The organism is Bacteroides sp. PHL 2737, from assembly GCF_004115325.2.
Taxonomy (GTDB): Bacteria; Bacteroidota; Bacteroidia; order Bacteroidales; family Bacteroidaceae; genus Bacteroides; species Bacteroides hominis.
On sequence record NZ_CP040630.1, the window covers coordinates 3,232,381 to 3,255,230 of the forward strand.

General features: G+C 50.0%; 27 protein-coding genes and 1 pseudogene. 27 read left to right on the forward strand and 1 reads right to left on the reverse strand.

Annotated elements, in window-relative coordinates; all coding sequences use genetic code 11:
- Positions 1 to 14 precede the first annotated feature (14 nt).
- The 3 genes from DBK98_RS13115 (at position 15) to DBK98_RS23290 (ending at position 3,227) form a co-directional block, all read left to right on the forward strand.
- Positions 15 to 1,631 (forward strand): fimbrillin family protein, encoded by a 1,617-nt coding sequence (locus DBK98_RS13115; protein WP_032536395.1) that lies wholly within the window; start codon positions 15 to 17, stop codon positions 1,629 to 1,631.
- A 168-nt stretch (positions 1,632 to 1,799) separates the two neighbouring features.
- On the forward strand, positions 1,800 to 2,861 hold the full coding sequence (locus DBK98_RS13120; protein WP_050503201.1) for a hypothetical protein: 1,062 nt from the start codon (positions 1,800 to 1,802) through the stop codon (positions 2,859 to 2,861).
- Positions 2,862 to 2,864: 3 nt separating this feature from the next.
- Positions 2,865 to 3,227, forward strand: a complete 363-nt coding sequence (locus tag DBK98_RS23290) for a hypothetical protein (RefSeq protein WP_050503200.1) — start codon at positions 2,865 to 2,867, stop codon at positions 3,225 to 3,227.
- A 242-nt stretch (positions 3,228 to 3,469) separates the two neighbouring features.
- Here DBK98_RS23290 and DBK98_RS13125 read toward each other — a convergent pair.
- Positions 3,470 to 3,685: pseudogene (locus DBK98_RS13125) on the reverse strand (site-specific integrase); the annotation flags it as partial.
- A 748-nt stretch (positions 3,686 to 4,433) separates the two neighbouring features.
- On the opposite strand from DBK98_RS13125, the gene DBK98_RS13130 reads away from it, so the two are divergent.
- From DBK98_RS13130 to DBK98_RS13245, 24 genes are all read left to right on the forward strand, one after another.
- On the forward strand, positions 4,434 to 4,649 hold the full coding sequence (locus DBK98_RS13130) for a hypothetical protein (RefSeq protein ID WP_009292257.1): 216 nt from the start codon (positions 4,434 to 4,436) through the stop codon (positions 4,647 to 4,649).
- Positions 4,650 to 4,865: 216 nt separating this feature from the next.
- Positions 4,866 to 5,039, forward strand: coding sequence for a hypothetical protein (locus tag DBK98_RS13135; RefSeq protein WP_164932423.1), 174 nt, complete (start codon positions 4,866 to 4,868; stop codon positions 5,037 to 5,039).
- A 138-nt stretch (positions 5,040 to 5,177) separates the two neighbouring features.
- Positions 5,178 to 5,675 (forward strand): DUF4373 domain-containing protein, encoded by a 498-nt coding sequence (locus DBK98_RS13140; RefSeq protein WP_175413771.1) that lies wholly within the window; start codon positions 5,178 to 5,180, stop codon positions 5,673 to 5,675.
- A 38-nt stretch (positions 5,676 to 5,713) separates the two neighbouring features.
- Positions 5,714 to 6,823 carry a DUF4373 domain-containing protein gene (locus DBK98_RS13145; protein WP_009292253.1) on the forward strand — a complete coding sequence of 370 codons (1,110 nt, stop codon included), beginning with the start codon at positions 5,714 to 5,716 and terminating at the stop codon, positions 6,821 to 6,823.
- A 19-nt stretch (positions 6,824 to 6,842) separates the two neighbouring features.
- Positions 6,843 to 7,385, forward strand: a complete 543-nt coding sequence (locus tag DBK98_RS13150; protein ID WP_009292252.1) for a hypothetical protein — start codon at positions 6,843 to 6,845, stop codon at positions 7,383 to 7,385.
- A 47-nt stretch (positions 7,386 to 7,432) separates the two neighbouring features.
- Entirely contained in the window at positions 7,433 to 8,341 is a 909-nt protein-coding gene (locus tag DBK98_RS13155) for a toprim domain-containing protein (RefSeq protein WP_009292251.1), read from the forward strand.
- Between the two features lie 60 nt (positions 8,342 to 8,401).
- Positions 8,402 to 9,130, forward strand: a complete 729-nt coding sequence (locus DBK98_RS13160) for a DUF2786 domain-containing protein (RefSeq protein ID WP_009292250.1) — start codon at positions 8,402 to 8,404, stop codon at positions 9,128 to 9,130.
- A 130-nt stretch (positions 9,131 to 9,260) separates the two neighbouring features.
- Complete coding sequence (locus tag DBK98_RS13165; protein WP_032496898.1) at positions 9,261 to 9,893, forward strand: hypothetical protein; 633 nt, start codon at positions 9,261 to 9,263, stop codon at positions 9,891 to 9,893.
- Between the two features lie 7 nt (positions 9,894 to 9,900).
- Entirely contained in the window at positions 9,901 to 10,245 is a 345-nt protein-coding gene (locus DBK98_RS13170) for a hypothetical protein (protein ID WP_009292247.1), read from the forward strand.
- A complete protein-coding gene (locus tag DBK98_RS13175) occupies positions 10,242 to 10,526 on the forward strand; it encodes a hypothetical protein (protein WP_009292246.1) in 285 nt (94 codons plus the stop codon). The genes DBK98_RS13170 and DBK98_RS13175 overlap by 4 nt, the downstream gene beginning before the upstream one ends.
- A gap of 8 nt (positions 10,527 to 10,534) precedes the next feature.
- Positions 10,535 to 10,810, forward strand: coding sequence for a hypothetical protein (locus tag DBK98_RS13180; protein WP_009292245.1), 276 nt, complete (start codon positions 10,535 to 10,537; stop codon positions 10,808 to 10,810).
- A gap of 40 nt (positions 10,811 to 10,850) precedes the next feature.
- Positions 10,851 to 11,225: a hypothetical protein gene (locus tag DBK98_RS13185; protein ID WP_033572631.1), complete on the forward strand. Its 375-nt coding sequence runs from the start codon at positions 10,851 to 10,853 to the stop codon at positions 11,223 to 11,225.
- Between the two features lie 112 nt (positions 11,226 to 11,337).
- The gene (locus DBK98_RS23295; protein WP_229067136.1) at positions 11,338 to 11,673 is read left to right on the forward strand and encodes a hypothetical protein; all 336 of its coding nucleotides are present in this window, start codon (positions 11,338 to 11,340) and stop codon (positions 11,671 to 11,673) included.
- Positions 11,674 to 12,065: 392 nt separating this feature from the next.
- The gene (locus DBK98_RS13195; RefSeq protein WP_032496826.1) at positions 12,066 to 12,359 is read left to right on the forward strand and encodes a DUF3127 domain-containing protein; all 294 of its coding nucleotides are present in this window, start codon (positions 12,066 to 12,068) and stop codon (positions 12,357 to 12,359) included.
- Complete coding sequence (locus DBK98_RS13200) at positions 12,356 to 12,898, forward strand: DUF3575 domain-containing protein (protein ID WP_009292241.1); 543 nt, start codon at positions 12,356 to 12,358, stop codon at positions 12,896 to 12,898. Before DBK98_RS13195 ends, DBK98_RS13200 begins: the two co-directional genes overlap by 4 nt.
- Positions 12,899 to 12,909: 11 nt before the next feature.
- Positions 12,910 to 14,973: a hypothetical protein gene (locus tag DBK98_RS13205; protein WP_009292240.1), complete on the forward strand. Its 2,064-nt coding sequence runs from the start codon at positions 12,910 to 12,912 to the stop codon at positions 14,971 to 14,973.
- Positions 14,960 to 15,841, forward strand: a complete 882-nt coding sequence (locus DBK98_RS13210) for a hypothetical protein (RefSeq protein ID WP_009292239.1) — start codon at positions 14,960 to 14,962, stop codon at positions 15,839 to 15,841. The genes DBK98_RS13205 and DBK98_RS13210 overlap by 14 nt, the downstream gene beginning before the upstream one ends.
- A gap of 17 nt (positions 15,842 to 15,858) precedes the next feature.
- On the forward strand, positions 15,859 to 16,821 hold the full coding sequence (locus tag DBK98_RS13215) for a fimbrillin family protein (protein ID WP_032536394.1): 963 nt from the start codon (positions 15,859 to 15,861) through the stop codon (positions 16,819 to 16,821).
- A gap of 13 nt (positions 16,822 to 16,834) precedes the next feature.
- A complete protein-coding gene (locus tag DBK98_RS13220; protein WP_032536393.1) occupies positions 16,835 to 18,439 on the forward strand; it encodes a fimbrillin family protein in 1,605 nt (534 codons plus the stop codon).
- 18 nt (positions 18,440 to 18,457) lie between these two features.
- Positions 18,458 to 19,255 carry a fimbrillin family protein gene (locus DBK98_RS13225; protein ID WP_032536392.1) on the forward strand — a complete coding sequence of 266 codons (798 nt, stop codon included), beginning with the start codon at positions 18,458 to 18,460 and terminating at the stop codon, positions 19,253 to 19,255.
- A gap of 15 nt (positions 19,256 to 19,270) precedes the next feature.
- Positions 19,271 to 19,579: a hypothetical protein gene (locus DBK98_RS13230; protein ID WP_009292235.1), complete on the forward strand. Its 309-nt coding sequence runs from the start codon at positions 19,271 to 19,273 to the stop codon at positions 19,577 to 19,579.
- 6 nt (positions 19,580 to 19,585) lie between these two features.
- Complete coding sequence (locus tag DBK98_RS13235; RefSeq protein ID WP_032536391.1) at positions 19,586 to 19,927, forward strand: hypothetical protein; 342 nt, start codon at positions 19,586 to 19,588, stop codon at positions 19,925 to 19,927.
- Complete coding sequence (locus tag DBK98_RS13240; RefSeq protein ID WP_033572632.1) at positions 19,896 to 22,316, forward strand: conjugal transfer protein; 2,421 nt, start codon at positions 19,896 to 19,898, stop codon at positions 22,314 to 22,316. The genes DBK98_RS13235 and DBK98_RS13240 overlap by 32 nt, the downstream gene beginning before the upstream one ends.
- Before the next feature lie 12 nt (positions 22,317 to 22,328).
- Positions 22,329 to 22,850, forward strand: a complete 522-nt coding sequence (locus DBK98_RS13245; protein WP_032536389.1) for a hypothetical protein — start codon at positions 22,329 to 22,331, stop codon at positions 22,848 to 22,850.

Consider the following 22,850-nt stretch of genomic DNA (forward strand, 5'->3'; position numbering starts at 1 on the left):
AAAAAAGAAACCGTATGAAACAACATCATTCCATATTTCCCCCGGCAGCATCCCTGGCCTGCGCCCTCATCCTGATGCTGGCGGCATGCACGTCCGATGCACTGGACGAACTGCCCCCTGCCGGCACCGACCCCGATGCCCGCCCCCTCACCATCACCGTGAGCGACGGCGGCATGTACGCCACCGGGCAAACCCGCGCCCAGGAACGCGGTTACAGCACCGTCTTCACCGAAGGCGACTGCATCGGCCTCTACGTGGTGAAGGACGGAACCCTGGAGGTGAAAAACCTCTGCCTTACCCTACAGGGAGGCAAGTGGACGCTGCCTGCCGGCGCTTCCCAGCTCTTATACTCACCCGATAAGAGTTATCATGCCTATTATCCCTACCGGAACGATAGCGATATGAACGGCAAGGTATCGCCCGGCGACAAAGACTTCTTTAAGCTTTTAGTCGAGGCTTGGTCTGTTAAAGACAACCAGAGTACCTACGCCCAATACACCGCCTCCGACCTGATGACGGCCCGTGGCGTGTATAACAACCACACGCTCAGCTTCGCGATGGAACACCGCATGTCCCTGCTCATCCTTCAGGTGCCTGCTACGAAATATACCTATACCGAAAAGATAGACGGCCAAGAGATTTCTAAGAGTTATTACCGCTACACGGCGGTGATCAGTGAAAATTCATATTGGCAGGAGAACCCCTGTACGGCCCGCCGGCTGGTGAACACTAAAGAAACCGCGGGCTCGGTTCAGGGATCATATAAGTATTACTACAACGGAGCTAAGGAGACTTTCATTTTTTACTATTCCCAATTAAATCTTCAGCCCGGAAAATACACCGTCCACACGCTTGGCGACAGTAAGGTGACAGAAAAGTTCCGGCCGTTAAAGGCGGGTGACTACTATATGCAGGACGGCAGCATCCTGCCCGGGGATGAAGATGTCAAGCCGTTCCGTGATGAACTACGGAAGAGTTGTCTCGGCGTAGTCTTCTGGGTGGGTGAAAACAAGGGGATACACTGGACGCCGACCGGCGACAAAGCAGGCGACCACCTGCTGATGCACGACCATCCGGAGTGTGTGCACGGCATGGTCGTTGCGATGCACGATGCCTCTCAGAGGGCGGTGTGGGCCACCGAACAGGGGGCGACTAAGTCTACTTATGCTTGGGCCGATTCATTCAACGAATTCACAACCGGAGAGCAGGCCGATTGGGAAGAAATACAGAAATCCGATACAGGTTTCGGTTATTGCAGATCCCGTTTAATGGCACTGTACGGCTCTCGGCACAGCGACACCACCTTTCCGGCCCGCAATGCGATAGCCACTTATGCTGGCGAGCACCCCGCGCCCGCAGGCAGCAGCGGGTGGTTCTTACCGGGCATATATGAGCTTGCCACGCTGTGTTTCGGTATGCCTACTGGTTTTGTTGACTGTTACAAGGATCTGAAGATGCTCAAAGAAATCAATCCCCAGATTGATAAGGCAGCCGGGGATGAGCTTACCGGGGAGTATTGGAGCAGCTACGAATCGAGTACTGTTGTCTGGTTTGTAAATCTTGCCTCTCCCTACTATGACACGAAGCCCAAAACCGATACCTATAAAGTCCGTGCCGTGCTGGCCTTTTAGCGGCCTGCGTGCGGAAGCTGCGAGATAAAACGATTTATTAACCCCCGTCCCGCCAAAGAAAGGAGGACACACAGCTACAGGACGAACAACAATTCTCGAAAAAGGTTATAAACTTTAAAAAAGAAACAATTATGACGAAAATAGAATAGGATTAATGCTCCGAAAGAGGTGCAGGAATACTTTGAAAGTATCAAAGGCAACCATGCGGCACTCCGCCAGTTCTTCACCGCCATGCCCAAAGGAGGCGACGTTCACAACCACCTGACCGGATCGGCTTATGCCGAAACCTATTTCGAGCTGGCGGCAAGCAAAGGAATGTTCGTCAATCCGGAAACGGGCCGTCTCTATGCCAAAAAGCCAGTGGATATTGAAACCATCCGGCTTTCCAAAGACATGGACGACCTGCACAACTACCGCATGGCGCTTATCGACAAATGGAGCATCCGCAACTTCCAGCCCTACAAATATCCGCTGGGCCCGGACGAATACTTCTTCGGTACGTTCGGTTTGCTCTCGGCACTGACGGGGGATGTGAAAAACCTTGCCTATCTGATGCACGAGTTGAAAGTGCGGGCAGTGAAGGAGAATGTGCAATATCTGGAAGTGATGGCCACTTCGCCCGGCGTGCCCACGGACTGTTGTCTGGGAGCGGAGTACGCGAAGCTGGACAAGCGGCTGAAAGACTGTGTGAAAAGCGGAACGTATGGCGAGGATTTGCAGAAAGTGTTTAACGAAATTCTCGACTTGTTCTACAAAAACGCAGACACGGTTGTAGGCACTTATATCGACTTTATACACAAACTGGACGAGCTGAGCAATGAGTTGGAGAGCCACCTCCGTGATGTGGATACGAATAAGGTAGTGTGCCGCTATCAGGGATACAGTTCGTGCGGCAGCGAGCCCCTCAAGGTGTTTGCCCAACTCTACGTGGTGCACAAAGCATGCGTGCAAGACGAGGGCAAGCTGCTGACCGGTTGCAACATTGTGGCGGCGGAAAACGGAGAGAAGTCCATGCTCTACTATCGGCTGCACATGGAGATATTTGCCCGGCTTGCCCGGGAGTTCCCCACGGTGAACACTTCGCTGCATGCCGGAGAGCTGACCTTGGGGCTGGGACGCCCCGAACACCTGACCTATCACATCGGCCAGGCGGTGAACACGGCCCGGGTGCGGCGCATCGGTCATGGCGTAGACCTGCCGTTCGAGCAGGACAGCGACGCGTTGTTGTAGACGATGGCAGAGAGCCCGGTTCCGGTAGAAATAAACCTGACGAGCAATGAGTTCATCCTCGGCGTGAAGGACTCGGAACATCCCGTCGCACTCTATCATAAGGCGGGAGTGCCCGTGATTCTCTGCACGGACGACCCCGGCATTCTGCGCACCTCGCTCACGGAGCAATATACCTTGGCAGTTTTACGTTATGGATTCTCGTATGAAGAAATAAAATCATTTGTTCTGAACAGTATTACTTATGCTTTTCTTGTCGATGATGATAAAACAGAACTAATAAAAAAAGTCAATGACTTGTTAGCTGAATTTGAAAGGAAAATATCCATACACCATCTGGAACCTGATGTCTCTGGAAGTGAGAACTAACCCTCTTTCGGTGTATTTCGGTTACCAAACATTCAGATATGTGCCATCCAGTATTATCTAAGGTTCTGCCTTAATAGTCTGGGGGCGCATTTGAAACCGGGAATAAAAAGAAATAAATGAGTGACCATGAGCAAAAACAACAAATTATTACTACCATGTGATGAGACACCGAATAATTGCAACTTTTTATTAGCATGTTATTCAATCGGTGAAACATTTAGCAATAAGAACAAGGGTGTGAATTATATTGTATTCTGCCAGGAACAAGCAGCCTGTTCCGCGAAGAGACGTTGCACGGGGGCGATATACTGTTCCTGCCCCGCATGGCTGACTGCAGGTAACAACTGATCGTTTTTCAGTTTTCCTTCGTATTTGTTCAGGATGGCTTTAGAAATATCCAGCAAGCGGATGTTTGATGTTACTTTAGTCTTGTGACGTTTCTTTATAATCCATAGATGTAGGCGTTAATTTAGCGGTATCATTTTCTTGCATAGTTGGATGTCCCATATGCAAAATCTATTTAGTAGATCATGGATACCGAAATTTTAAGGAAAAAATACACTTTATGGAGTAATATCGTTGATCTTCGTTCTCGAGGTATCAATATAACAAGAACCGCACATCGTCTTGGTGTTTCACGCGATACAGTGAGACATCTGCAATCTTTAACTTCAGATGAACTTGTTCGGGAGTGTCAGACCCAAGAGGGAAACAGATATAAACTCCAGAACTACGAGCGTGAGATCCTCTCTTTACTTATCAGTTTTCCTTCCATTTCAAGCAGCCGTGTCCACGACCATTTAAAGGAACACTTTTCCTCCTTCCCACAAGTCTGTGAGAAGACTGTACATAATTACGTGCAATTCATCCGAAAGAAATATGATATTCCTTCGGGCAGATAACAGTCCGGTCCTGCTATTAATAGCGGGTTCCGGATCATCATATACACATCTTTAATATAGCAAACATCATAAGTTGATCAGAAATAAAGGATAAATATGGCCTGGATGGTAACCCAAAAGAATCTTAAGATTCATACCTGCATTGACGGTATAGATTCAGTTGAAGATGCCAGAGTGGTAATCTCGCATAAGAAATTGAAAGCTCTTGGTGCGAAACGTAGAGTTTATAAAGACACGAAAGAGATCTTTTTTCTTATTGAATCCGATTGTGAAATAATCCTCTAAACTTGAAGGAAGGAACATTATGAAAGATAAGGTAAATGAACTTAGGACTCTGTTAAGTGATTTAGATACATTAATTTATATTCTTTCTGGTGGCTTCAAAAAAACGTCACTTGAGGGCAATGGTACTGTAAAAGAACAGATTGCATGTTATAAGACTCTTGGAACTGATATTCAGTCCTTGATTACAGAGATACTTGAAGAGAATGGAGATGATATTAACTCATCCAGAGATTAACGAATACCTATACAGATATGAATAAATCAACAAATAAACATCGTCATAAATGGGTAGAGCCTTTCGATGCTCCATTTACCTATATATGCAGTAAGTGTGGTAAGCATAAGATTAAAGAAACTATGTACACTGCGACTTACTATGATGAGAATATGAATCCACTTGGCAGCAAATCGCCGGAGTGTGTTAGTAAATAACCCTCAATACCATACAGCAATGAAAACAAAATTTGTAAAAACGACAGACCGTAAAGGCACTTATATCATTGAAGGTTCATCTGATGGCCAGTTCTTTAATATAAAGAGGTTCATTTGTCAAGTTCAAAAACAAGAAACCGAAAAAGAGACGCAAGAATTAGCTGATTTTATTTTATCAAAACTTAATTCCTAACCGAATAGAAATGACTCAGATCCATTTATGTGAGATGTGTAAGTATTGTACACATTCGCCTTCGGCGGATATTGGGCCTGAACACTCAGAAAGCAGATAAAAAAATGGATGAGCAGACGCAAAAACCAACCTCCCTGAATGGCTATTGAAAATACAGAGGGCTATCCTCTTATTTCATGGAGAGAAACAATAATTAAAACTAAATATATGAATACCCAACGTCAAACCGGTACCTGCCGCTCTCTTTCGGGGCATGCACAGCGGCATGGGCGCGAGGTCCGTCCCTCTTATGAGATCAGCACTTCGCAATTTTCTGATATGAAAGTCAGGAGACTGACGCGTAATTACGGATTCGGTGGATACAGCATCTACCGTTATCTGGTGAGTGAGGCCCTCTACAAGGGGGAGTATTTCCTTCCCTGGTGTGAGGAGACCGCGCGTGCGGTTGCCTCTTACTGGAATGCCTCTTTGGAAGACATTACCCGGATCGTGGACGGTTGCGTACAGGTCGGCCTGTTCAATGACGAACTGTACAGGAAGCACAGAGTACTGACTTCTGCCGCCATCCAGCAGGACTACCTCAAGTTATGCGGCATGACCTACATCCAGGAGGAGTTCGCTCTTTCGGCCAGTTGATTCATAAGGTTATTATCCACTAATAAATACATAAGTTTATGCCAAGAACAGCTAAAAAAGGTTTCACCTATTACGGGTTCGATACCGATCATTTTTATGACCCCAAAGTCAAGAGACTCAAAAATAAATTCGGCATGGAAGGCTGGGCCGTGTTCCATTTCATCGTGAACGAGATCCACCGCGTGGAAGGCTATTACATGATCATGGACTCCGACGGCCTGTTCGACGTCTCGGACTATTCCCGCATGGACGAGCAACGCATCGCGGGTATTGTCGACTATTGCGCCGAGCTGGGGCTTTTCGACAAAGGGCTTTGGCGGAGCCGTCAGGTCCTCACCAGCGAGGAGATACAGAACAGGTATATGGGCATCTGCAAGTCGATCCACCGCAAGCCTTCCATCTCGGATGACTACCTGCTTTTGAACGCGGCTGCCCCGGCCACCACCTCTTCCCCGCAGGTTGCCGCTCCCTGTCCCGCCACCCATACGGCACCTGTTGCGGAACCCGTGCGGAGTGGCGAAAAAGAGAAGGATACGGAACTGATGCAAGCCATTGCGGATTTTAAACGCAGGCTGCAAGAACCGGAAAGCGCCGCCGGGGTAGTTCGCGAAGAATCGGGAATAATTCGCGAAAATAGACCACAAAATAAAAGAAAAGAAAATATATCCTCCCCAAACCCCTCCGGAGAGTCCGGCTACACTCCGGAGAGGGAGGAGGAGAGAAATTCTCTTTCAGGGAAGCTCCAATATCTGGGCGTGGATTCCAACATCATTCAATGGGTACGGCTCCTGAAAAGCCGTTATCCGGATTTCCCTATCGAAAAGGCGATCTCTGACATGGAGCAAAGCAATTTCCAACTGACCAAGGAAAATTACCTGTATCCCCTGATTAAGAACTATATAGCCAAGTATAATGCCGAACACGGAAGTGAAGAGCGTGCCAGGCAACAGGAGGAGATCCTGCGCACCCGGCGTAAAACCCTCGAGCTCCTGGGCGTTCCGGTGAAGGACCAGCAGGAAATCCTCCAGCTTGCCTCCGTTGCACCCTTAGTGCTGGATACAGCCTTAAAGGAAACCTGGGGAAACAAAAAGATCAAAAGCCCTACCATGTTCCTCCTGAGCCGGATGCGGAAGGCCGTATCAGCATAAATATCAAAAGATTAATCATATGGAATTCAAAGAAATACAAGTCGAAATACTCAGGGGAAGTTGCAACTTTCCTTCCGGAAGCATCCATCTGTCGGATGGAAGTTTGGAGAAGGTATGGCACTCCGTGGCCTGTCAGCCGGACTTTCCGGAATTCTTCACAAGGAATATCCGGGAGGCCGGGGGTAACGAAAGACTTGCCAGGGTATACGCCATTCTACGGGTGGATGCAAGGAATACCGGGGAACCGATAGTCAGTATCAGTTTCTACCGGTACAAGAGCTTTCCTCCAGGTTTTATTTGCCGGTATGAACACTGTGCCCTTCCCGGGACGGAATTCAGAAATTATCTGGAGGAACTCTCCGGAAAGACGCAAGAATCCGTCTCCTGTGTCATGGAAAAAGCGAGGTACCTCATGTTGGCGGCGATTCTGCTTTTTCTGCTTGCCAGATTTGCTGTTGTCCCTCTTTTCGGGCTCAGTCCGACAATATTCTGGTTGTATGTGCCTTCCATAATGGCATTTTTTACGGCAATATTTTTATCGGTACAGCGGGTTTCTTCCTGAAGCCCCCGAAGAGTGAATTCTTAGAGAACTATAACAATTATATGATTATGACATCACAGGAAGCCAATTCAATCCCGTTGGGAGATATTCTTTCCCGCTACGGTTACGAACCGTCCAGACGGTACGGGGGATACGACATGTACCGCTCCCCTTTCCGACGTGACAGCTCTCCGAGTTTCAAGGTTTTCAAGAACGAGAACCGGTGGTATGATTTTGGGGACGGCAGTCACGGCAGGGTCGTGGATCTGGTCATGCGCATCCAGAACTGCTCTTTCCCGCAGGCTATGAAAGAGATCGGGGAATTAGGCTTCGGCGGCATAGTCCCGGTACAAAGGCCGGCAGCGGCGGAGGAAGCGGTACAGCGGGCTTCTTCAATGACCATTCTGAAAGTCATTCCTTTGGAGAACAGGCACCTGCTTGACTATGCCGCTTCACGGGGCATCGATGCGGATATCGTCCGTGGCCACTGCGTGGAGGTGCATTACTGCTTCGAGAAGAATCCCCGCGAGAAATACGCGTTAGGGTTCCCCAATGATCACGGAGGTTTCGAATTGCGTAACAGCATGTTTAAGGGATGTGCCACTGCCAAGGACATTACCGGCCTTGCTGCGGGTAACAAGTCCTGTGCCGTTTTTGAAGGGTTCTTCGACCTGCTGAGTTTCAAGCAATACGCGAAGGATCATCCTGAGATGCCGGCACTGGGAAAGTTGGACCTGTGCGTACTGAACTCCACAGCAATCGTTGACAGGTCAAAGGATTTTCTTTCAAGGTATGAAAAGGTACACGCTTTCCTGGACAACGACGCTCCGGGACGCGAGGCCCTGAGAAAGATACGGCATTTCCTTCCCAAGGACACGGTATTGGTGAATGAGGCGGAACGCCTGTATCCGTCATGCAATGACTTCAACGAGTTTTTGCAGAAAATCAAGTGCCCGGTAAGCGGGCGGGAAATGTGAAGAGCCGGTAAACGGGACATTTAACCGGCAGGATTTACGAATCGATAACAAAATAGAATAATGAAACAGGAAAATGACATACCGGACAAGATCCTGGAACGTATCCGGAAACTGATACGCCTGAAGGAATCAACCACGTCGGAAGGCGAAGCCAAAGCCGCCGCCACGCACGTGAACCGGCTTCTGAAAGAATATAACCTCTCTCTGCTTGACGTGAACGAAAAGCGGCCGGAGACGGTGTTTGAAATCAGGGAGTCCGGAGCGATCAGCTATAAGGACGCATTCGGCAACTACTGGAAGCGTGACCTGCTGCGCGTGCTGTGTGAATACAATTACTGCCGGATGCTCCGTTACCAGGGAACCACCGACATGCTGATTGTGGGTACGCAGGAGAATATTGCCGCTGTAACCGTACTTTATGACTACCTGCGTACGGCTTTCCGCCGCCTGGCAGATAAAAGGCACATGGAGTATGTATCGACCAAACGGGGATATTACCGTACTGAGAAGTACAGGAAAAAGTATATACGTTCGTACCTCGAAGGCGTGACACCGGGACTAAGAGACCAGTTTGAAGCACTCCGGTGCGCTCCGGCGGAGGAAGTGCGTGAAACCGCTCTGGTGCATTGCCATAATGCCCTTATCGAGAGATACCTGGAAACAATCGGGACAAGTCCTTCCAAAGTGCAGCCAAGAAAGTCAAAGACCGACTATTCGGCTTATAGCTCCGGAATGGGTGACGGACGGAGTATCAGCCTGCACCGACAAATAAACGGAGGAAATGTATGATGACAGTATGGATACCGCTTACCGTCCTGTATATCCCGGTCATCTTATGGATGGGATACCAAATCAAACATGCCCCTACTGACGTGGAGTTATGGGGCGAAGAAATAGAATAATGCATAAAATGACAGAAATGGAAATTACATATAACATACAGACAGTTTACACATACCACGAGAAAGACATGCCCGCCGGTAAAACGAAAGTGCACATTTTCTCCCGGAAAGTAAGCCGGAATATTTGGGAGTACGCACTGTCAACCCCCGACTTCCGCTCTTTTCTGGAAGCAAAAAGCCGGGAGTGCTCCGATACAATCTCCCAAATGAACCAGGTGCTACGGAACGTAGTCATCACATTTCATGTCTCCTTTAATGGTGATACCCCTTTTGTGGGGAGTGTAGTCTGCTTTTTCAAGACAGTCTCAGGAGGCGAACTGCGATGCAGGTACAACCGGTCCATCCAATTTGAGGAAATACTGCCTGCCGGAAAGTATCTTCGGAACGGGTTTATAGAGGGAATGATCCAAAAGGAAAGGCCCGAGAATTCCATCTTTTGGCCACTTCTGTTTGTAGTTTCTATCTTTTTGGCTATCGGAATATTGACGGCACCCTTTGCGTTTAATCTGGAACGATCCCCTCTTGTACCGGCCGGAATTATGGTAATCATAGCCCTCATGTTACTAACGGCCTGTCTGAGACATATAAACCGTAGACGTATCACGCGGAGAATGGAGATACAGGATAAAAGACAGGAACCCATTAAATAACAGCCATATGTATTTCATACACTCCATACAGACCTATACATCGGTGAACCGGAAGGGAAGCGAGCTCCAGGAATATGTCCTGAAGCTTAAGGACAGCCTGATAAAGAACAGGGAGGTTCTGGATGACCTGAAAGAGGAACTCCACTGCCGGATTGAGGAACTTGACGCCAAGTATCCACGTACACAATCCTTGCATCTGGATGCGGCAGGCAACCGGGAGATCCAATGGACCATCCACGTGAAAGGAAAGCCGGATAACCTGGTATGTATTATTTCGATTACGAAAGTAAGAAACCTTCTGGGAGAAGGAAGCGGTTTCTTTCTCGGGGAAAAGACAGGAGGTAAAGAATGAAGGGCACATACTGGTATGCCGTGGACTATGCCGGCACGGGGCATCTTTTTACCTACAAGCCCGAAAGGGATACCGGGATCTGGAATGGAGAGGAAGCCCTGCAGGTTTCCCAAGGGACACTCCAGGAAGTATTTCCTAAAATCACCTGGCAGGACTCGCCCGTAGTGGTAACACTGGAGGTACTCCCCTGTGAGGAGACCTTCCGCCTGCGCCTGTCAAAGAGCTGTGGTTATATCCTGAGAAAATATCTCCGTTTCCCCCGGAAAGAAAAAAACAAATGATTTAAAAAATGAAGGAACAAGATTGTGACAAAAAAAAGAGTATCCCCCAGGGAAAGAAACACAGCATCTTTTATAAGATGATTATGAACCGTAAAGCCTTGGGAATAACTTATCTGGTATATGGAGCGACAGTCCTTTGTATCCTCGCCGCAAGAGCGGAACTCCTGTCCTCCACCCCTTCCGTGGGAAGCCGGATATTCCTTTTACTGAGTATCTGTTTTCCTTTCGTTTACGGCACATACCTGCTTTGTACCAAAGATAGAAACAATACAGAAACGCATTAAACAGCCTTGGGCGGCTTTATAAAACCTACATGAACATTATATGAATAAATTAGGAATTGTGACAGTCATCCTGGTGGCTACGATGATGACGGGAGGTCTTTTTATTGTCCCTTATTACAATGTGTGGCAACAGGAAATGTCGGGTAAAGCAGAGTTTGCAAAAGCAGAGCAGAACCGTAAGATTAAGATTGAAGAGGCGAAAGCTAATCTGGAAGCAGAAAAGTTGAATGCCCAGGCCGAAGTTGAACGTGCCAAAGGTGCCGCAGAAGCCATCAGAATAGAGAATGGGAGTATTACCCCTGCATATATCCAATATTTATGGGTACGTCAGCAAAGCAATTTAAATGATAAAACAGTGATATACATACCAACGGAGACCAATCTTCCGGTTTTAGAAGCGTCGAGAAATAAATAACAGACCAACTATGTGGCAGATTTCCATTTACCGTATAGTTCAAAAACAGCAGATGAAAGAAGCATGGCATGGTTAATAACAAATGTGAAATAACCCTCTAAACAAGAAGTATATGAATATTCTGAACAGTGTATTTTGGGGCTGTCTGGGTGGTTTGGCTGTCGTTCTGCCCTACATTATATATATGCGGATAAGAGCCCGCAGAAAGCCCGCGACAGCAATAGGCAAGCCAATCGGGGACAGGACAGGTGCGGTCATGCCCGATAAAAAAGAGGATCTTCCGCCGGATGATCTTAAGGCTGACCTGTATGCCGAACTAAATGAAGAAGCCGGAAAGGCCGACTACATTCCATATTCTCCCGACAAGCTGATAATCGGGCAATTCGGGAAGGTCATGCACGGTAAAGAGAATCTCTTGAATATGTATTGCTATCCGACCGGTTCCTGAACAGGCAGGAGAGCTTCGAAACCTATTTCTACCCGCTAAGTATCCCGACAATTTCCTGCGGTTCCTTTCATAAAGAGACCGGAGAAAGGTCAGAGGGTTGCAAGGTTATAGAAATGGAGGTTATCGACGAAGTCAGGGCCCGGGAACGGTACAGGCGTTTTCTGGCCGTATGGAAAGAATAGGCGTGCCGGCCAAATATAAAACAGCGATCTAAAAACCAGTAATATATAGAATCAGGATACCCCTGTTTAAAGTGACACATTCATTCTTTCATCTCAAATAAAACAGTCAGGGTGTATCCTTTCCTTTTCGCAGCCCTGCGGTAAGCTGTGACAGCCTGCCGGAGGGAGTGCGAAAATAAACAGAGCATTAAAAACCCAATATTGATAAAAATGGAAATACGAGGAAAAATCATCGCCGTACTTCCCGTCAAGGACGGGATCGGCAAGACTTCCGGCAATGAATGGAAAAGCCGGGAATTCGTTCTGGAGACAGAAGAGAGCAAACCGCAGAGCGTATGCCTGCAGCTGATGAACGCCAACATCGAGCGGTACGCCGTCGAGGTAGGTATGACCGTACACGTACGGTTTGACATCTCCGCCCGCCAGTGGGAGAACCGCTGGTTCAATACGCTGACAGCCTGGGAAGTGACTGTCATTAAGCAAAAGGAGGAACAGCCGGCATGAAAAAGAGATCATTTCTTTTGGGAAGCCTGCTTGCCTTTGCCTTAGGGGTATCGGCCCAGTCCTATTCCCTGCGTACCAACGTCCTGGGTCTGGCTACGACCAACCTGAACCTGGAGGCATCCATGACCCTGGGCCGTAAATGGTCGCTTCACCTGCCCGTGCAGTATAACCCGTTCCGCTTCAGCAGGAACCGGCAGTTCCGTAACCTATATGTCGCTCCGGGTGTACGCTACTGGCTGCTCGAGAGCTATATGGGGCCATTTATCGGCATGCACGGCACCGCCGGTACATACAGTGTGGGCAACCTCTTCGGCAGCAGGTACCGCTATGAAGGTGAAGGCTACGGTGTGGGCGTGAGCATAGGCAAAGCCTACCAGCTCAGTACGCGCTGGAACGTTGAGTGGGAAATCGGCGCCGGCGCGGTATGGCTGGGCCATGACAAGTACCTGTGTAAGCGCTGCGGCGACCTTGTATCCAAAAATTATGGCTGGCATTTCCTTCCCACCCGGGCAGCGGTGAATCTGGTGTACCTGTTCTAACTTTTAAGAAAATGAGAAAGACGAGACGTATCATACCTTTTGTTTTCTGCGGATTACTGATTTCATGCACCACAGAGCGCCGTCTGGCACGCGTACGTATCTCTCAGCCGCAGATGAAGGAGACGGTTGCGGATACCGGCAAACAGCTGCCCGGTCAAATTGCCTGGACGGATGACAAAGGTGAAGAACACCTGGTCAAACAGGTATCCCATGACAGTGTCACGGGCGAAAATATGACCCTTATCGAACTCTCGGAAGTTACTGTCATGGCAAAAAGCAAACAGGTAGCCGAGAGAAACGGAAAGATCAACCTGGACTTTCTCGTAACGGTCCCCGGTGAGCTGATCAACAACAAGTGGCAGGTCCAGCTCACTCCCGTAGCCTATAAACCGTCCGACACCCTGTACCTGGACAAGATCTTCCTTTCAGGGGCCGACTTTGCCAAAATGCAGGAGAAAGGGTACATGCGCTACCGGGCGTTCATGAACTCCATCATCCCGGACAGCCTGTATATGCAGCGGCTGCTCGACAGCAAAGGCTACAAGAAGGCACTGGCCGAGCTGGAGGAGGAATACTTCCAGGCCTGGAAGCACGAGGTCATCGCCAAGGAGCGCTGGGTCGACTGGTCAGACAAGACCAATGCCCGGTTCGCACTGTTCAACTACAAGATGGAACGTAACCGGCAGGCCATTGCCGGATACAATTCCATCCTGGAGTACCTTCCCGCCTATTGGATGCGCCGGGAAATAGACGGCAAATACATTCCTTCCAAATGGAAGATGTTTGCCGAAGGTAATTATAAAATCCGCACGAGAAGCATCACCCCGGAAGATTCGGCGGCCATAACGGAACGCTTTACCGATTACAAGAAGATAGCCGAGAACCAGAAAAGAAAGGAGCAGGCCGGTGCGATGTACGAAAAGTATGTGCGGTTTCCTTATGAGCCCGCACGCCTGGATACGGTCATCAGGCAAGGCAACAGCTTCGTGTATTATTACAAGCAGGAACTTCCCGCCACCGAAAACACGAAGAAGATAGAGCTGACGCTTGACGGACAGATCCTCTCCAGGGACGAGGTACGGACCCAGCTTCCGCCATCGGACACGATCACCTATTATATCTCCAGCATGGTGCAGTTCCTCGACCGCACGCCGCGTTACAGGAAGAAGATCATCACCCGCAAGGATGAAGTCAGCCTGCGGGCCTATGTGACCTATAAGACCGGCAGCACCGGGTTCGATGAAAAGACCGGGAACAACAAGGCGGAGATCGACAAGGTGTTCGAGACCATCCGTGGAATCAATTATACGGGAGAGTTCCTCATAGACAGCATCCGCATGACGGCCACTTCGTCCCCCGAGGGCGGCTCCGAAATGAACCTTTCCCTTTCCAGGGAACGTGCGCTGGCACTGAAGAAATACCTTGCCGCACGCACGGAAGACCGGGAAGGGGTCGATACGCTTTTCCGCCCGCGCTGGACCGGTGAGGATTGGAGCAGGCTGCACGAACTGGTCCTTTCAGATGACAGCCTGGCAAACAAGGCCGGCATTTTACGTATCCTGAAAGAGACGAAGAATCCCGACAGCCGGGAACATGCCCTGCGCGAATATGCTTCCGACTACAAACGCATCCGGGAAAGGTATTATCCGCTGCTGCGCTGTGTGGAATTCAATTTCCACCTCCACCGCCGGGATATGATCCAGGATACGATTGTGATGCCGGTCATCGACAGTACCTACATGCACGCGGTCAGCCTGATCGAGAACAGGCAATACAAGCAGGCGCTGTCCATGCTGGAAGAGTTCTACGGGGAGGACTACAATACGGCGGTCTGCCTGATGTCCTTAGGCTATGACAGCCGTGCCCTGGATGTCATGCTCAAACAGCCGGATACCTCTGACAGGAACTACCTGCTCTCTATCCTCTACAGCCGTCTGGGACGGGAGAAAGAAGCCCTGAAGATGTATGTCAGGTCCTGTGACCAGGATGACTCCAAGATCTGGAGGGGCAAGCTCGATCCGGAAATCAACAAACTGATAGTAACTTATAATTTATATAAAGATGAACTATACTAACAGATTCATATCTTTTACAGTCCTTGCGGCCGTTCTCAGCGGCTGCGAGTTCAACGAGGATTTCTGTATCAGGAACGGGGAGCTGGTCGCCTGGTGTGATTTCAGCGGGATCCGGGAAACACCTCCCGTACCGGAGGAAAGGCACATCATAGCATTCCCTTCCGGTATGGATATTCCTTCCGGGGAACAGATGACATTTACGCAGGATACCCTGCGCCAAAGCATTCCACAAGGTGAATACCAATTCCTATTTTATACCGGGAATTATGAAGTGAGCGACATCCGGGATTATCACGAGGCCCGCCTTATGGCACGGACAGATACCCTGGAGGGCGAGGTATACATTTCCGGCGTGCAGAAGTTCTGCTGTTCGGCCGGTTTCAGCCAGCGCCTGGAGTACCAGAGGCCCAAGCGCGTTCCCATAACACCGTCCGCATTCGTCCAACGGCTGAATATCCAGATCAACGTCTCGGGTAATATCACTCCCCTGGCCGGCCTGCAAGGTACCCTCACCGGTATTTCCACCGGCCGGTACCTTGTCTCCCGGGAAAGGACTGGAAACGCAAGTGTCACAAGCCTGTTCTCGCGTAAACCGGAAACCGACCGGTGGAAGACAAGCCTGTACGCTTTCGGGTTCAACCCCGCGGCGGAGAATATCCTTTCGGTAAAGATTGAAATGGACGGGAAGGATTCGGTATTCAACGAAGAGCAGAAGGTGGACCTGACCCCGTATCTCCGGGGATTTGACAGCGATGAACTTTCTCTGGAACTGGACCTGCACATCGGCAAGGAACTGACCATAGGAGAACCGGTTGTCATTCCGGATTGGGAGGATATCCCGGAAACAGAATTACCAAACTATAATTAATTATTTATTTTTTTCAGATGAAAATGAAAACAAGTTTTTTTCTTTCAGCGGTAATGGCCGCAGGCCTGCTGGCTTCATGCAGCAACAGTGAAGAAGTTTTTAATGAGCAAGTGACGGACGGCGAGCATTCGGGGGCACAGCTGAATATCGTACCTACCGTAAGTTCCGAAAGCACCGAAACAAGGGCCGGTTTCGATCCCAAGACAGATTGGGCGGCAGGCGACGCGATGGGCCTGTTCATGTACAAGTCCAGCGGCTGGGGAGACGCCTACCCGCGTTATGATGCCCAGAACAACAAGTCGACCAGGCAGGCGAACGGCTGGTCACAGGCCAGCCCGGTGTACCTGCTGGTAGACAAGGCCACCATATGGGCCTATTATCCGTATAACCAGGCCGTGACGGACGGTACTAAAATACCGGTTCCTATCAATGTCGGTACCTCCGTCGATTACATGTGGGGCAAAAGCACCAACCAGGTATCCGTAATCGAGACGGATGCCAGGATTCCGATGAAGCATGCGCTTTCACAGTTTGTCGTGCGGCTGAAAGTTTCACCCGAGTACCATAACGACGGAAACCTGACCTCGGCCAAACTCAAGGCGACAGGTGCCAAGTTCGCCACTACCGGAACCATGAACCTGAACGACGGGGGAAAAATTACGTTCCAACCTACCAGCACGGAGCTGACCTGGAGCCCGAATACAACCGTTCCGGCACAGGGACAGCAGGCGGTGGATTATGCCGCAGCCATTTATCCGATGACGCTGGCCGCGGGCGAGGTGTCGCTTGAAGTGGTGATCGACGGTGCAACCTATACCTATGCCATCCCACAAATAACCTGGGAGGCGGGAAAGAGATACATCTACTCGATCACCATGCGTTCCAACGATGCGGAGATCGGAGGAGAAAACGGACAGTCGGTAACCATAGAAGGCTGGACCTCCACTGAAGAAGACATCACCCTTGTTCCGGTCAAATAATAAAAAGAGAATAATGGTAAGAGCAATAACAACGATTGTCTGCAGTTTCCTTCTGCTGTTGTCCTTTTCCTGCAGCCGGGAAGATACCGGGCCGCAGGAAACCATTCCGGGCAGCGGGATCGTGACATTTACCGCCATGACCGGACAAGGGGAAACGCGAAGCAGCCAGGAAGGCAGTTTCGAGACAGGCGATGCCATAGGCGTATTCGCCATCGAACCGAAGACCGGCGTGTACTGGGCGGTGAACAACAAGTATACGTATGACGGACAGAAATTCAAGCCGGAGGCGGAAGCGGACAATATCATAGTAACGGTAGGAACCGACTTTGATTTTTATGTGTATTACCCTTTCAAGACAGGGCAGACCGATATAACCGGGATCTCCCATACCGCCGGCAACCAGAACGAAAAGGCGGGCTGGATTTCCGCAGACTTCATGACAGCGACCTATACCGATCCTATCCGGGACTACACGGTCCCACTGAATTTCAAACACAGGATGTCGACCGTAGAGGTCAGGATCGAGAGAAATGACGGTGTGAGGGAAGCCACGATGGAGAATGTGAAACGTACAAGCCGTTTCAATCTTCTTACAGGGGGAATCAGCACGGATGAAAGCAAGGGAAACTGTACGATGTACAAGTACTCGGAGGCGGGAGGAACCACAGTGTTCCGGGTAACCATCCCCGCACAAAGGCTTACGACCTCCTCCAACTATGTGTCCCTTACGGGAACCACCGGCATCAAGCTCCGCGGAACCTCCGACATGGTCACCGAAGAAGGGAAAATACATAATTACCGGATGGACTACAAAAAACAGATTACCATCCTGGATTATACCCCCGGAGGAACCACCACAGGTGCGGGACTGTACAATACGGGAAGCAACTGTACGGTGTCGGCGAGCGTGAAGCCGGGCTATGAGTTTGCCGGCTGGTATGAAGGGGGAAGGATCGTATCCGGTACCGCACAATACAGCTTTGAGGTGCTTGCGGACCGTACCCTCGAGCCTAAATACCGGAATTACGGATCCTGGACAGTTACCCTGACGGCCAATCCTTCCGCCATTTCCTGGAAAGGGGGGACTTCGACGCTCAGTGCGGGCGCCTCACGTGAGGTGTTCGTCAATGGGGTTAAAGAGACTCTCCAGGGAGGTTCGCCCTCTATCAGTGGAGGTACGGAAGGATTTTTCCTTTCAGGGAACACGGTGAGCGTATCGGAGAACAATACGGCATCCGCGCGCAGCTGCGTATTTACGGCAAGTCATGGCGGTAGTTCCGCTACGGCCACCATCAGTCAGGAAGCTCCCCCGGTCAGCTATGTTTTCGAGTATTCAGACGGAACGGTGGCTCACAGTGAGCGTACGGAAGCGGGGGCAGGTTCATTCCTGCTAAGTATAACGAGCCGCAAGACTATAGGAAACAGCATCAAAGAGCTCTCCTGGAGTGCGTCGGGTGACAGCTGGATTCACGTATCGGGCAGCTCGGTCAGCTATGACGAGAATCCGACCAAGGAGATCCGCAGCGGAAGCGTGACCCTTACACAGGCAGAAAGCGGAAAGACACTGACACTGACCGTCAGACAGAAGGGTAAAACTTCAATTGATATCAATCCTTAATTAAATGAATAGCAAAAAATGAAAATAAAAGTGTATAAACACATAGTCATGTTTCTTTTGCCGGCGGCCCTTACGGGCTGTTCCGGCAAGGAAGATTCCCTCCCCGGGACAGGAGAGGCGGGACTTGAGATAGAAAACTGTTTCAGTCGCAGTACCGGTACGGATACGGGCCATGTTCCGGTAAAGGACTTCGGCATGGTGCTGCTCGATGAAACGGGCGGCTCATATACCGGTGTCAGCAATCCGCTGCATGTGACCTATGGGGAGAGCTGGAATTTTCCGCAGGTGACACTTACCCAGAAAACCTGCCGGCTGTTCGCTTTCTCCCCGTTCCGGAGTATCCCGGGAAAGGAAGTGGCTGTCAGCCTGAGTCCCCAGACGGATTACCTGGCATCGGATGAAGTGCGTCTGGATTGGCAGAACCGCCTGGCGAGTATCGAAATGAAGCACCTGCTCTCCCTTCTGGCCTTTACCGTGGACGGAAGCCAGGCGTGCAGCCTGAATGTGGAAGCCGTACCTACAGAGGCCACATACGACCTTACAGGTGGTATATTGTCCGTAAAACAGGGAAACGGAACTATTTCTTCCGGCACAAACATGCTGCTGCTCCTGCCCGGCAGGCTTGAAAACAGGAAGGCACAGGTCCGCTATCAGGACCATAGCTATGACTGGTATCTTCCGGCAAATACCTTTGAAGCCGGAAAGAGGTACGATTACGCGTTGACCCTGAGTAAAGAAGGGGTGCTCATGCTCTCCGGGGTGAGTGCCCGCCCCTGGGAAACAGGAGGAGACTATACCGGAACCATCCAACCCTAAAAATAAGTAACCATCATGAAAAGAAAATTTCTACTGTTTGCCTTTCTGCTTGCGTCAACCCTGCGCGGGCACGCACAGGATGCCACGAGTGCATTAAATAAAATAATGAGTGGTTTCGCCGTGCCGCTTTTTATTGCCCTGACACTTTTCGCCGTTGTTTTGGGATTGTCCCAGCAGTGGGACAACATCATTGACAAGGAGAACCGGGGAACACGTAGGGACGGCCTGTTCGCCATAGCCTGGTATGTCGGTTATGCCCTGCTTGCAGGGATTGTGATAACAGGGGTCAAAGCCGCGGTATCGGGCATTGATTTATCCATATAATCTGATATGAAATACACCATCAGGAAAGGACTGGAAAGCCCCTGCATGATACGGGGCTTCCTTTCATCGGACTACTGGATTTTCGTGGGTTGCTGTGCCGCCGCGCTTATCCTGCTTTTCCTGAGTGTCAGGATCGGAATCATGGATAGCGACTGGACCCAGGCACTCCTGGTTCTTTTTGTCTCGCTGCTGGTACTGCCGGTACTGAGGCACAAACTCAGGAAAAAGGCACAGTCTACGAAATTCAGGGAATCAAAGTACGGCATGACTGTGAGTAACTTAACCATAAACAGACAACTTCTGAAGAAGAAACAAGATGAAAGAAGAAGAAGCATACAGCATACTTGACATTATCAGCGAGTCTGAAGGACAAAGCGTGATCCTGACCCGGAGCGGCAGCATATGTATCCCGTTCGAGCTCCGGCAGCCGGAGTGCTATTCCCTTTCCCCGGAAGACATCGACGAAAGGGACGGGATGTACCGGGAAGCCTTCAGGCACATGCCCGACGGTACCTACGTACACAAACAGGATGTATTCCTTAAAAAGGACTACCACCGCGGCAAAGGTACCGGTTCTTTCCTGGACCGTGCCGATGCACGCCACTTTGAAGGGCGCCTGTACATCGACCATACCTGTATCCTGCATTTTGTACTTGCGGGACTGAAAAGCCTGGAAAAGGCGTATGTATCCTCCCCCCTGGCCTATAAGGAACATTTGCACAGGGAGGATTACAAGAAGCTGGAAGCGTTTCTCGAAGGGATTGACAATGCCGTGAGTATCCTGCAGAACATGCGCGGGACTTCGGTGCTGCCCATGTCCCATGAACGGATATCCGCATTCACCCACGCATACTCCGGCCTGTTCGGTGATACGGACGCTGTGGTGGATATACATATCGACGGGAGCTTGCATGTGGGAAAGAATCACGCGCGCTGCTATGCGGTATGCGACGAGACCTTCCTTCCGGAAGGAAGTATCGAATCCTATGTCAGGGACGAGTCGCTGCCACCGGCCGCTTCACAATTGTACCATCCCCTGATGGAACAGTTAGGCATGTACCTTCCCTACAACCACATCGTCAACCAGGTCATCTATTTTGAGGGAAACGAGAAACTGCGCTCCCGGATCGCACGTAACATAGACATTTACGGGAGTAATTCTTCCATGAACAAGACCATCGAAAGGGAATTTAAAGAGCTGGACAAACTCCAGAAAGAGATCATTGAGGACAACCAGATGCTGGTGCGCTCCTTCTTTTCGGTCTGTGTTTTCGATGGGTCGGATACCGAACTGGAGAAAGCGGACAAAAGGGTCAGGGAGGTATTGAACCTGAACCGGTTTAAATATTATATACCGGGCTACGAGAACCTGGCAAAGATGCACTTCGCCTGTGTTCCCGGACAGATCAGCCTGATGCCGGTAGAGTATCTCTTCCTAACTACCCTGCCCATAGCACTCTGTTTCTTTCTCCAGTGCAGCAAGTTCAGCAATGATGCCGAAGGGATCTACGTGCACGACAGGATGTACCAGGTTCCCCTTCGCAAGGATATCTGGGACGCGGCAAAAAAAAGGGTAAATGCCCGCAACGGGATGGTTATTGCCGGCACGGGCGGGGGAAAGTCAGCCTTCACCCTGAATTTCACGCAGCAGCTGATCGAACAGGATTATACGACCATTGTCGTGGAGTTCGGAAAATCATTCAGCCAGCTGTGCAAACTCTATCCGGATATCTCGCTGCATGTGGACTATGACGGCAAGACCCCCTTAGGGATCAACCCGTTTGACCTGCAGGGAGAGGAACTGGACAATAATGACCTGGAAATGCTCTCCGGCATCGTACAGCGATACTGGAAGCACATGTTCACCAAGGACGAGTCGGAGAAGGAAGTCGCCCTGACCCAGTTTATCCAGGACTATTACGAACATGTCCGGCAAGGGCATAACTTTGAGAGTTTCTATAATTATGTTATAGACAATTACAATGAGATCCTCGAGAGAAAACATATTCCCGGTACGTATTTCACCCTCGAATCCTTCAAACTGAACTGCGGGGAATTCATGCCCGGGCAACGGTATGAGAATGTCTGCAAGGATATGAAAATCGATTTCTCCGGAAAGAAGTTTATCGTGTTCGAGCTTACACAGATCAAGCAGGACAGGTTCCTTTCAAACCTGGTCATGAGCATGATATTCACCATTATCCAGAAAAAGCTGCTCAGTGACAGGAGAAAGCGCGGCATACTGATTTTCGACGAGTATGCCGAAACCGCACAGATGGTGGATACGGCCACAGGCAGCGGCATACACAGTTCCGTGGCCTTCTGCTACCAGAAGATACGGAAAGAGAACGGAGCCGTATATACCATTGTCCAGACCCCTGACCAGCTGCCCGATGACGAGAACACGAAAAACATCATCAGCAACACGGACATGCTGTTCGTATTGCCGACCAAGGAGGTTATCTACCAGAGCATCATCGACAAGTTCAAGCTGACGCAGCCCGGCCAGATAGCCCTGATGAAATCCATGCGGAACAACTTCGCCGCCTCCCGTCCCTACTCGGAATGCTTCATGCGCATGGGTGAGAATTACGCGACGGTTACCCGCCTGGAGTTTTCCAGGGAGAAGTTTCTTGCTTTCCAGACGGAAGGCGAGATCTGGTCCGACCTTGAGGACAAAACCGGAAGCGGCAAGTCCATGCAGGAAGCTATTGAAGAATATATAAACGAACATTAAAACAAGAACCGTATGAAGAAATTATTTTTATCCTTAATCGTGCTGATGGCGGCAGCCACCGCATCAGCACAATGGGCCGTGACGGATGCCGGCAATTTAAGCCAGAACCTTAAAAACTTCAAGGAGCTGCAAAAACAGGTAGGCTACCTCAAGGAACAGAAGAACAAGCTGGACGAAAGCCTGGACCTGATGCGCAAGGTCAACTCCGTAGTGTCGGACTGTGAGACGACCCGGTATATTATCGAGCGCCAGGCAAGGCTCTCCCAAAAATGCGTTGACCTGGTCAGCGGGAAGCAACTGAATTCCTCGACGCTGAAGACACTCACCGGCAGCGTTGAACAGATCATGGCCGGTAACAGGCGACTGATCCAGTTGTCCAGGACGATCCTCTCCACAAGCGTGAAGATGAATGACGCCGAGCGGCTGTCTACCTTGCAGAACATAGAGAAACAGACTCTCGAGGAGGAAAGGAAAATAGCGAAGATCTCCCAGATCATAAGTCAGTACGAACGGCTCAAAAGGGCATTCAGATAA

Coding starts and splice junctions, on each gene's coding strand:
- DBK98_RS13115 (WP_032536395.1), top strand. CDS start 15: ATGAAACAACATCATTCCATATTTCCCCCGGCAGCATCCCTGGCCTGC.
- DBK98_RS23290 (WP_050503200.1), top strand. CDS start 2,865: ATGGCAGAGAGCCCGGTTCCGGTAGAAATAAACCTGACGAGCAATGAG.
- DBK98_RS13130 (WP_009292257.1), top strand. CDS start 4,434: ATGAAAGATAAGGTAAATGAACTTAGGACTCTGTTAAGTGATTTAGAT.
- DBK98_RS13135 (WP_164932423.1), top strand. CDS start 4,866: ATGAAAACAAAATTTGTAAAAACGACAGACCGTAAAGGCACTTATATC.
- DBK98_RS13140 (WP_175413771.1), top strand. CDS start 5,178: ATGGCTATTGAAAATACAGAGGGCTATCCTCTTATTTCATGGAGAGAA.
- DBK98_RS13145 (WP_009292253.1), top strand. CDS start 5,714: ATGCCAAGAACAGCTAAAAAAGGTTTCACCTATTACGGGTTCGATACC.
- DBK98_RS13150 (WP_009292252.1), top strand. CDS start 6,843: ATGGAATTCAAAGAAATACAAGTCGAAATACTCAGGGGAAGTTGCAAC.
- DBK98_RS13155 (WP_009292251.1), top strand. CDS start 7,433: ATGACATCACAGGAAGCCAATTCAATCCCGTTGGGAGATATTCTTTCC.
- DBK98_RS13160 (WP_009292250.1), top strand. CDS start 8,402: ATGAAACAGGAAAATGACATACCGGACAAGATCCTGGAACGTATCCGG.
- DBK98_RS13165 (WP_032496898.1), top strand. CDS start 9,261: ATGGAAATTACATATAACATACAGACAGTTTACACATACCACGAGAAA.
- DBK98_RS13170 (WP_009292247.1), top strand. CDS start 9,901: ATGTATTTCATACACTCCATACAGACCTATACATCGGTGAACCGGAAG.
- DBK98_RS13175 (WP_009292246.1), top strand. CDS start 10,242: ATGAAGGGCACATACTGGTATGCCGTGGACTATGCCGGCACGGGGCAT.
- DBK98_RS13180 (WP_009292245.1), top strand. CDS start 10,535: ATGAAGGAACAAGATTGTGACAAAAAAAAGAGTATCCCCCAGGGAAAG.
- DBK98_RS13185 (WP_033572631.1), top strand. CDS start 10,851: ATGAATAAATTAGGAATTGTGACAGTCATCCTGGTGGCTACGATGATG.
- DBK98_RS23295 (WP_229067136.1), top strand. CDS start 11,338: ATGAATATTCTGAACAGTGTATTTTGGGGCTGTCTGGGTGGTTTGGCT.
- DBK98_RS13195 (WP_032496826.1), top strand. CDS start 12,066: ATGGAAATACGAGGAAAAATCATCGCCGTACTTCCCGTCAAGGACGGG.
- DBK98_RS13200 (WP_009292241.1), top strand. CDS start 12,356: ATGAAAAAGAGATCATTTCTTTTGGGAAGCCTGCTTGCCTTTGCCTTA.
- DBK98_RS13205 (WP_009292240.1), top strand. CDS start 12,910: ATGAGAAAGACGAGACGTATCATACCTTTTGTTTTCTGCGGATTACTG.
- DBK98_RS13210 (WP_009292239.1), top strand. CDS start 14,960: ATGAACTATACTAACAGATTCATATCTTTTACAGTCCTTGCGGCCGTT.
- DBK98_RS13215 (WP_032536394.1), top strand. CDS start 15,859: ATGAAAATGAAAACAAGTTTTTTTCTTTCAGCGGTAATGGCCGCAGGC.
- DBK98_RS13220 (WP_032536393.1), top strand. CDS start 16,835: ATGGTAAGAGCAATAACAACGATTGTCTGCAGTTTCCTTCTGCTGTTG.
- DBK98_RS13225 (WP_032536392.1), top strand. CDS start 18,458: ATGAAAATAAAAGTGTATAAACACATAGTCATGTTTCTTTTGCCGGCG.
- DBK98_RS13230 (WP_009292235.1), top strand. CDS start 19,271: ATGAAAAGAAAATTTCTACTGTTTGCCTTTCTGCTTGCGTCAACCCTG.
- DBK98_RS13235 (WP_032536391.1), top strand. CDS start 19,586: ATGAAATACACCATCAGGAAAGGACTGGAAAGCCCCTGCATGATACGG.
- DBK98_RS13240 (WP_033572632.1), top strand. CDS start 19,896: ATGAAAGAAGAAGAAGCATACAGCATACTTGACATTATCAGCGAGTCT.
- DBK98_RS13245 (WP_032536389.1), top strand. CDS start 22,329: ATGAAGAAATTATTTTTATCCTTAATCGTGCTGATGGCGGCAGCCACC.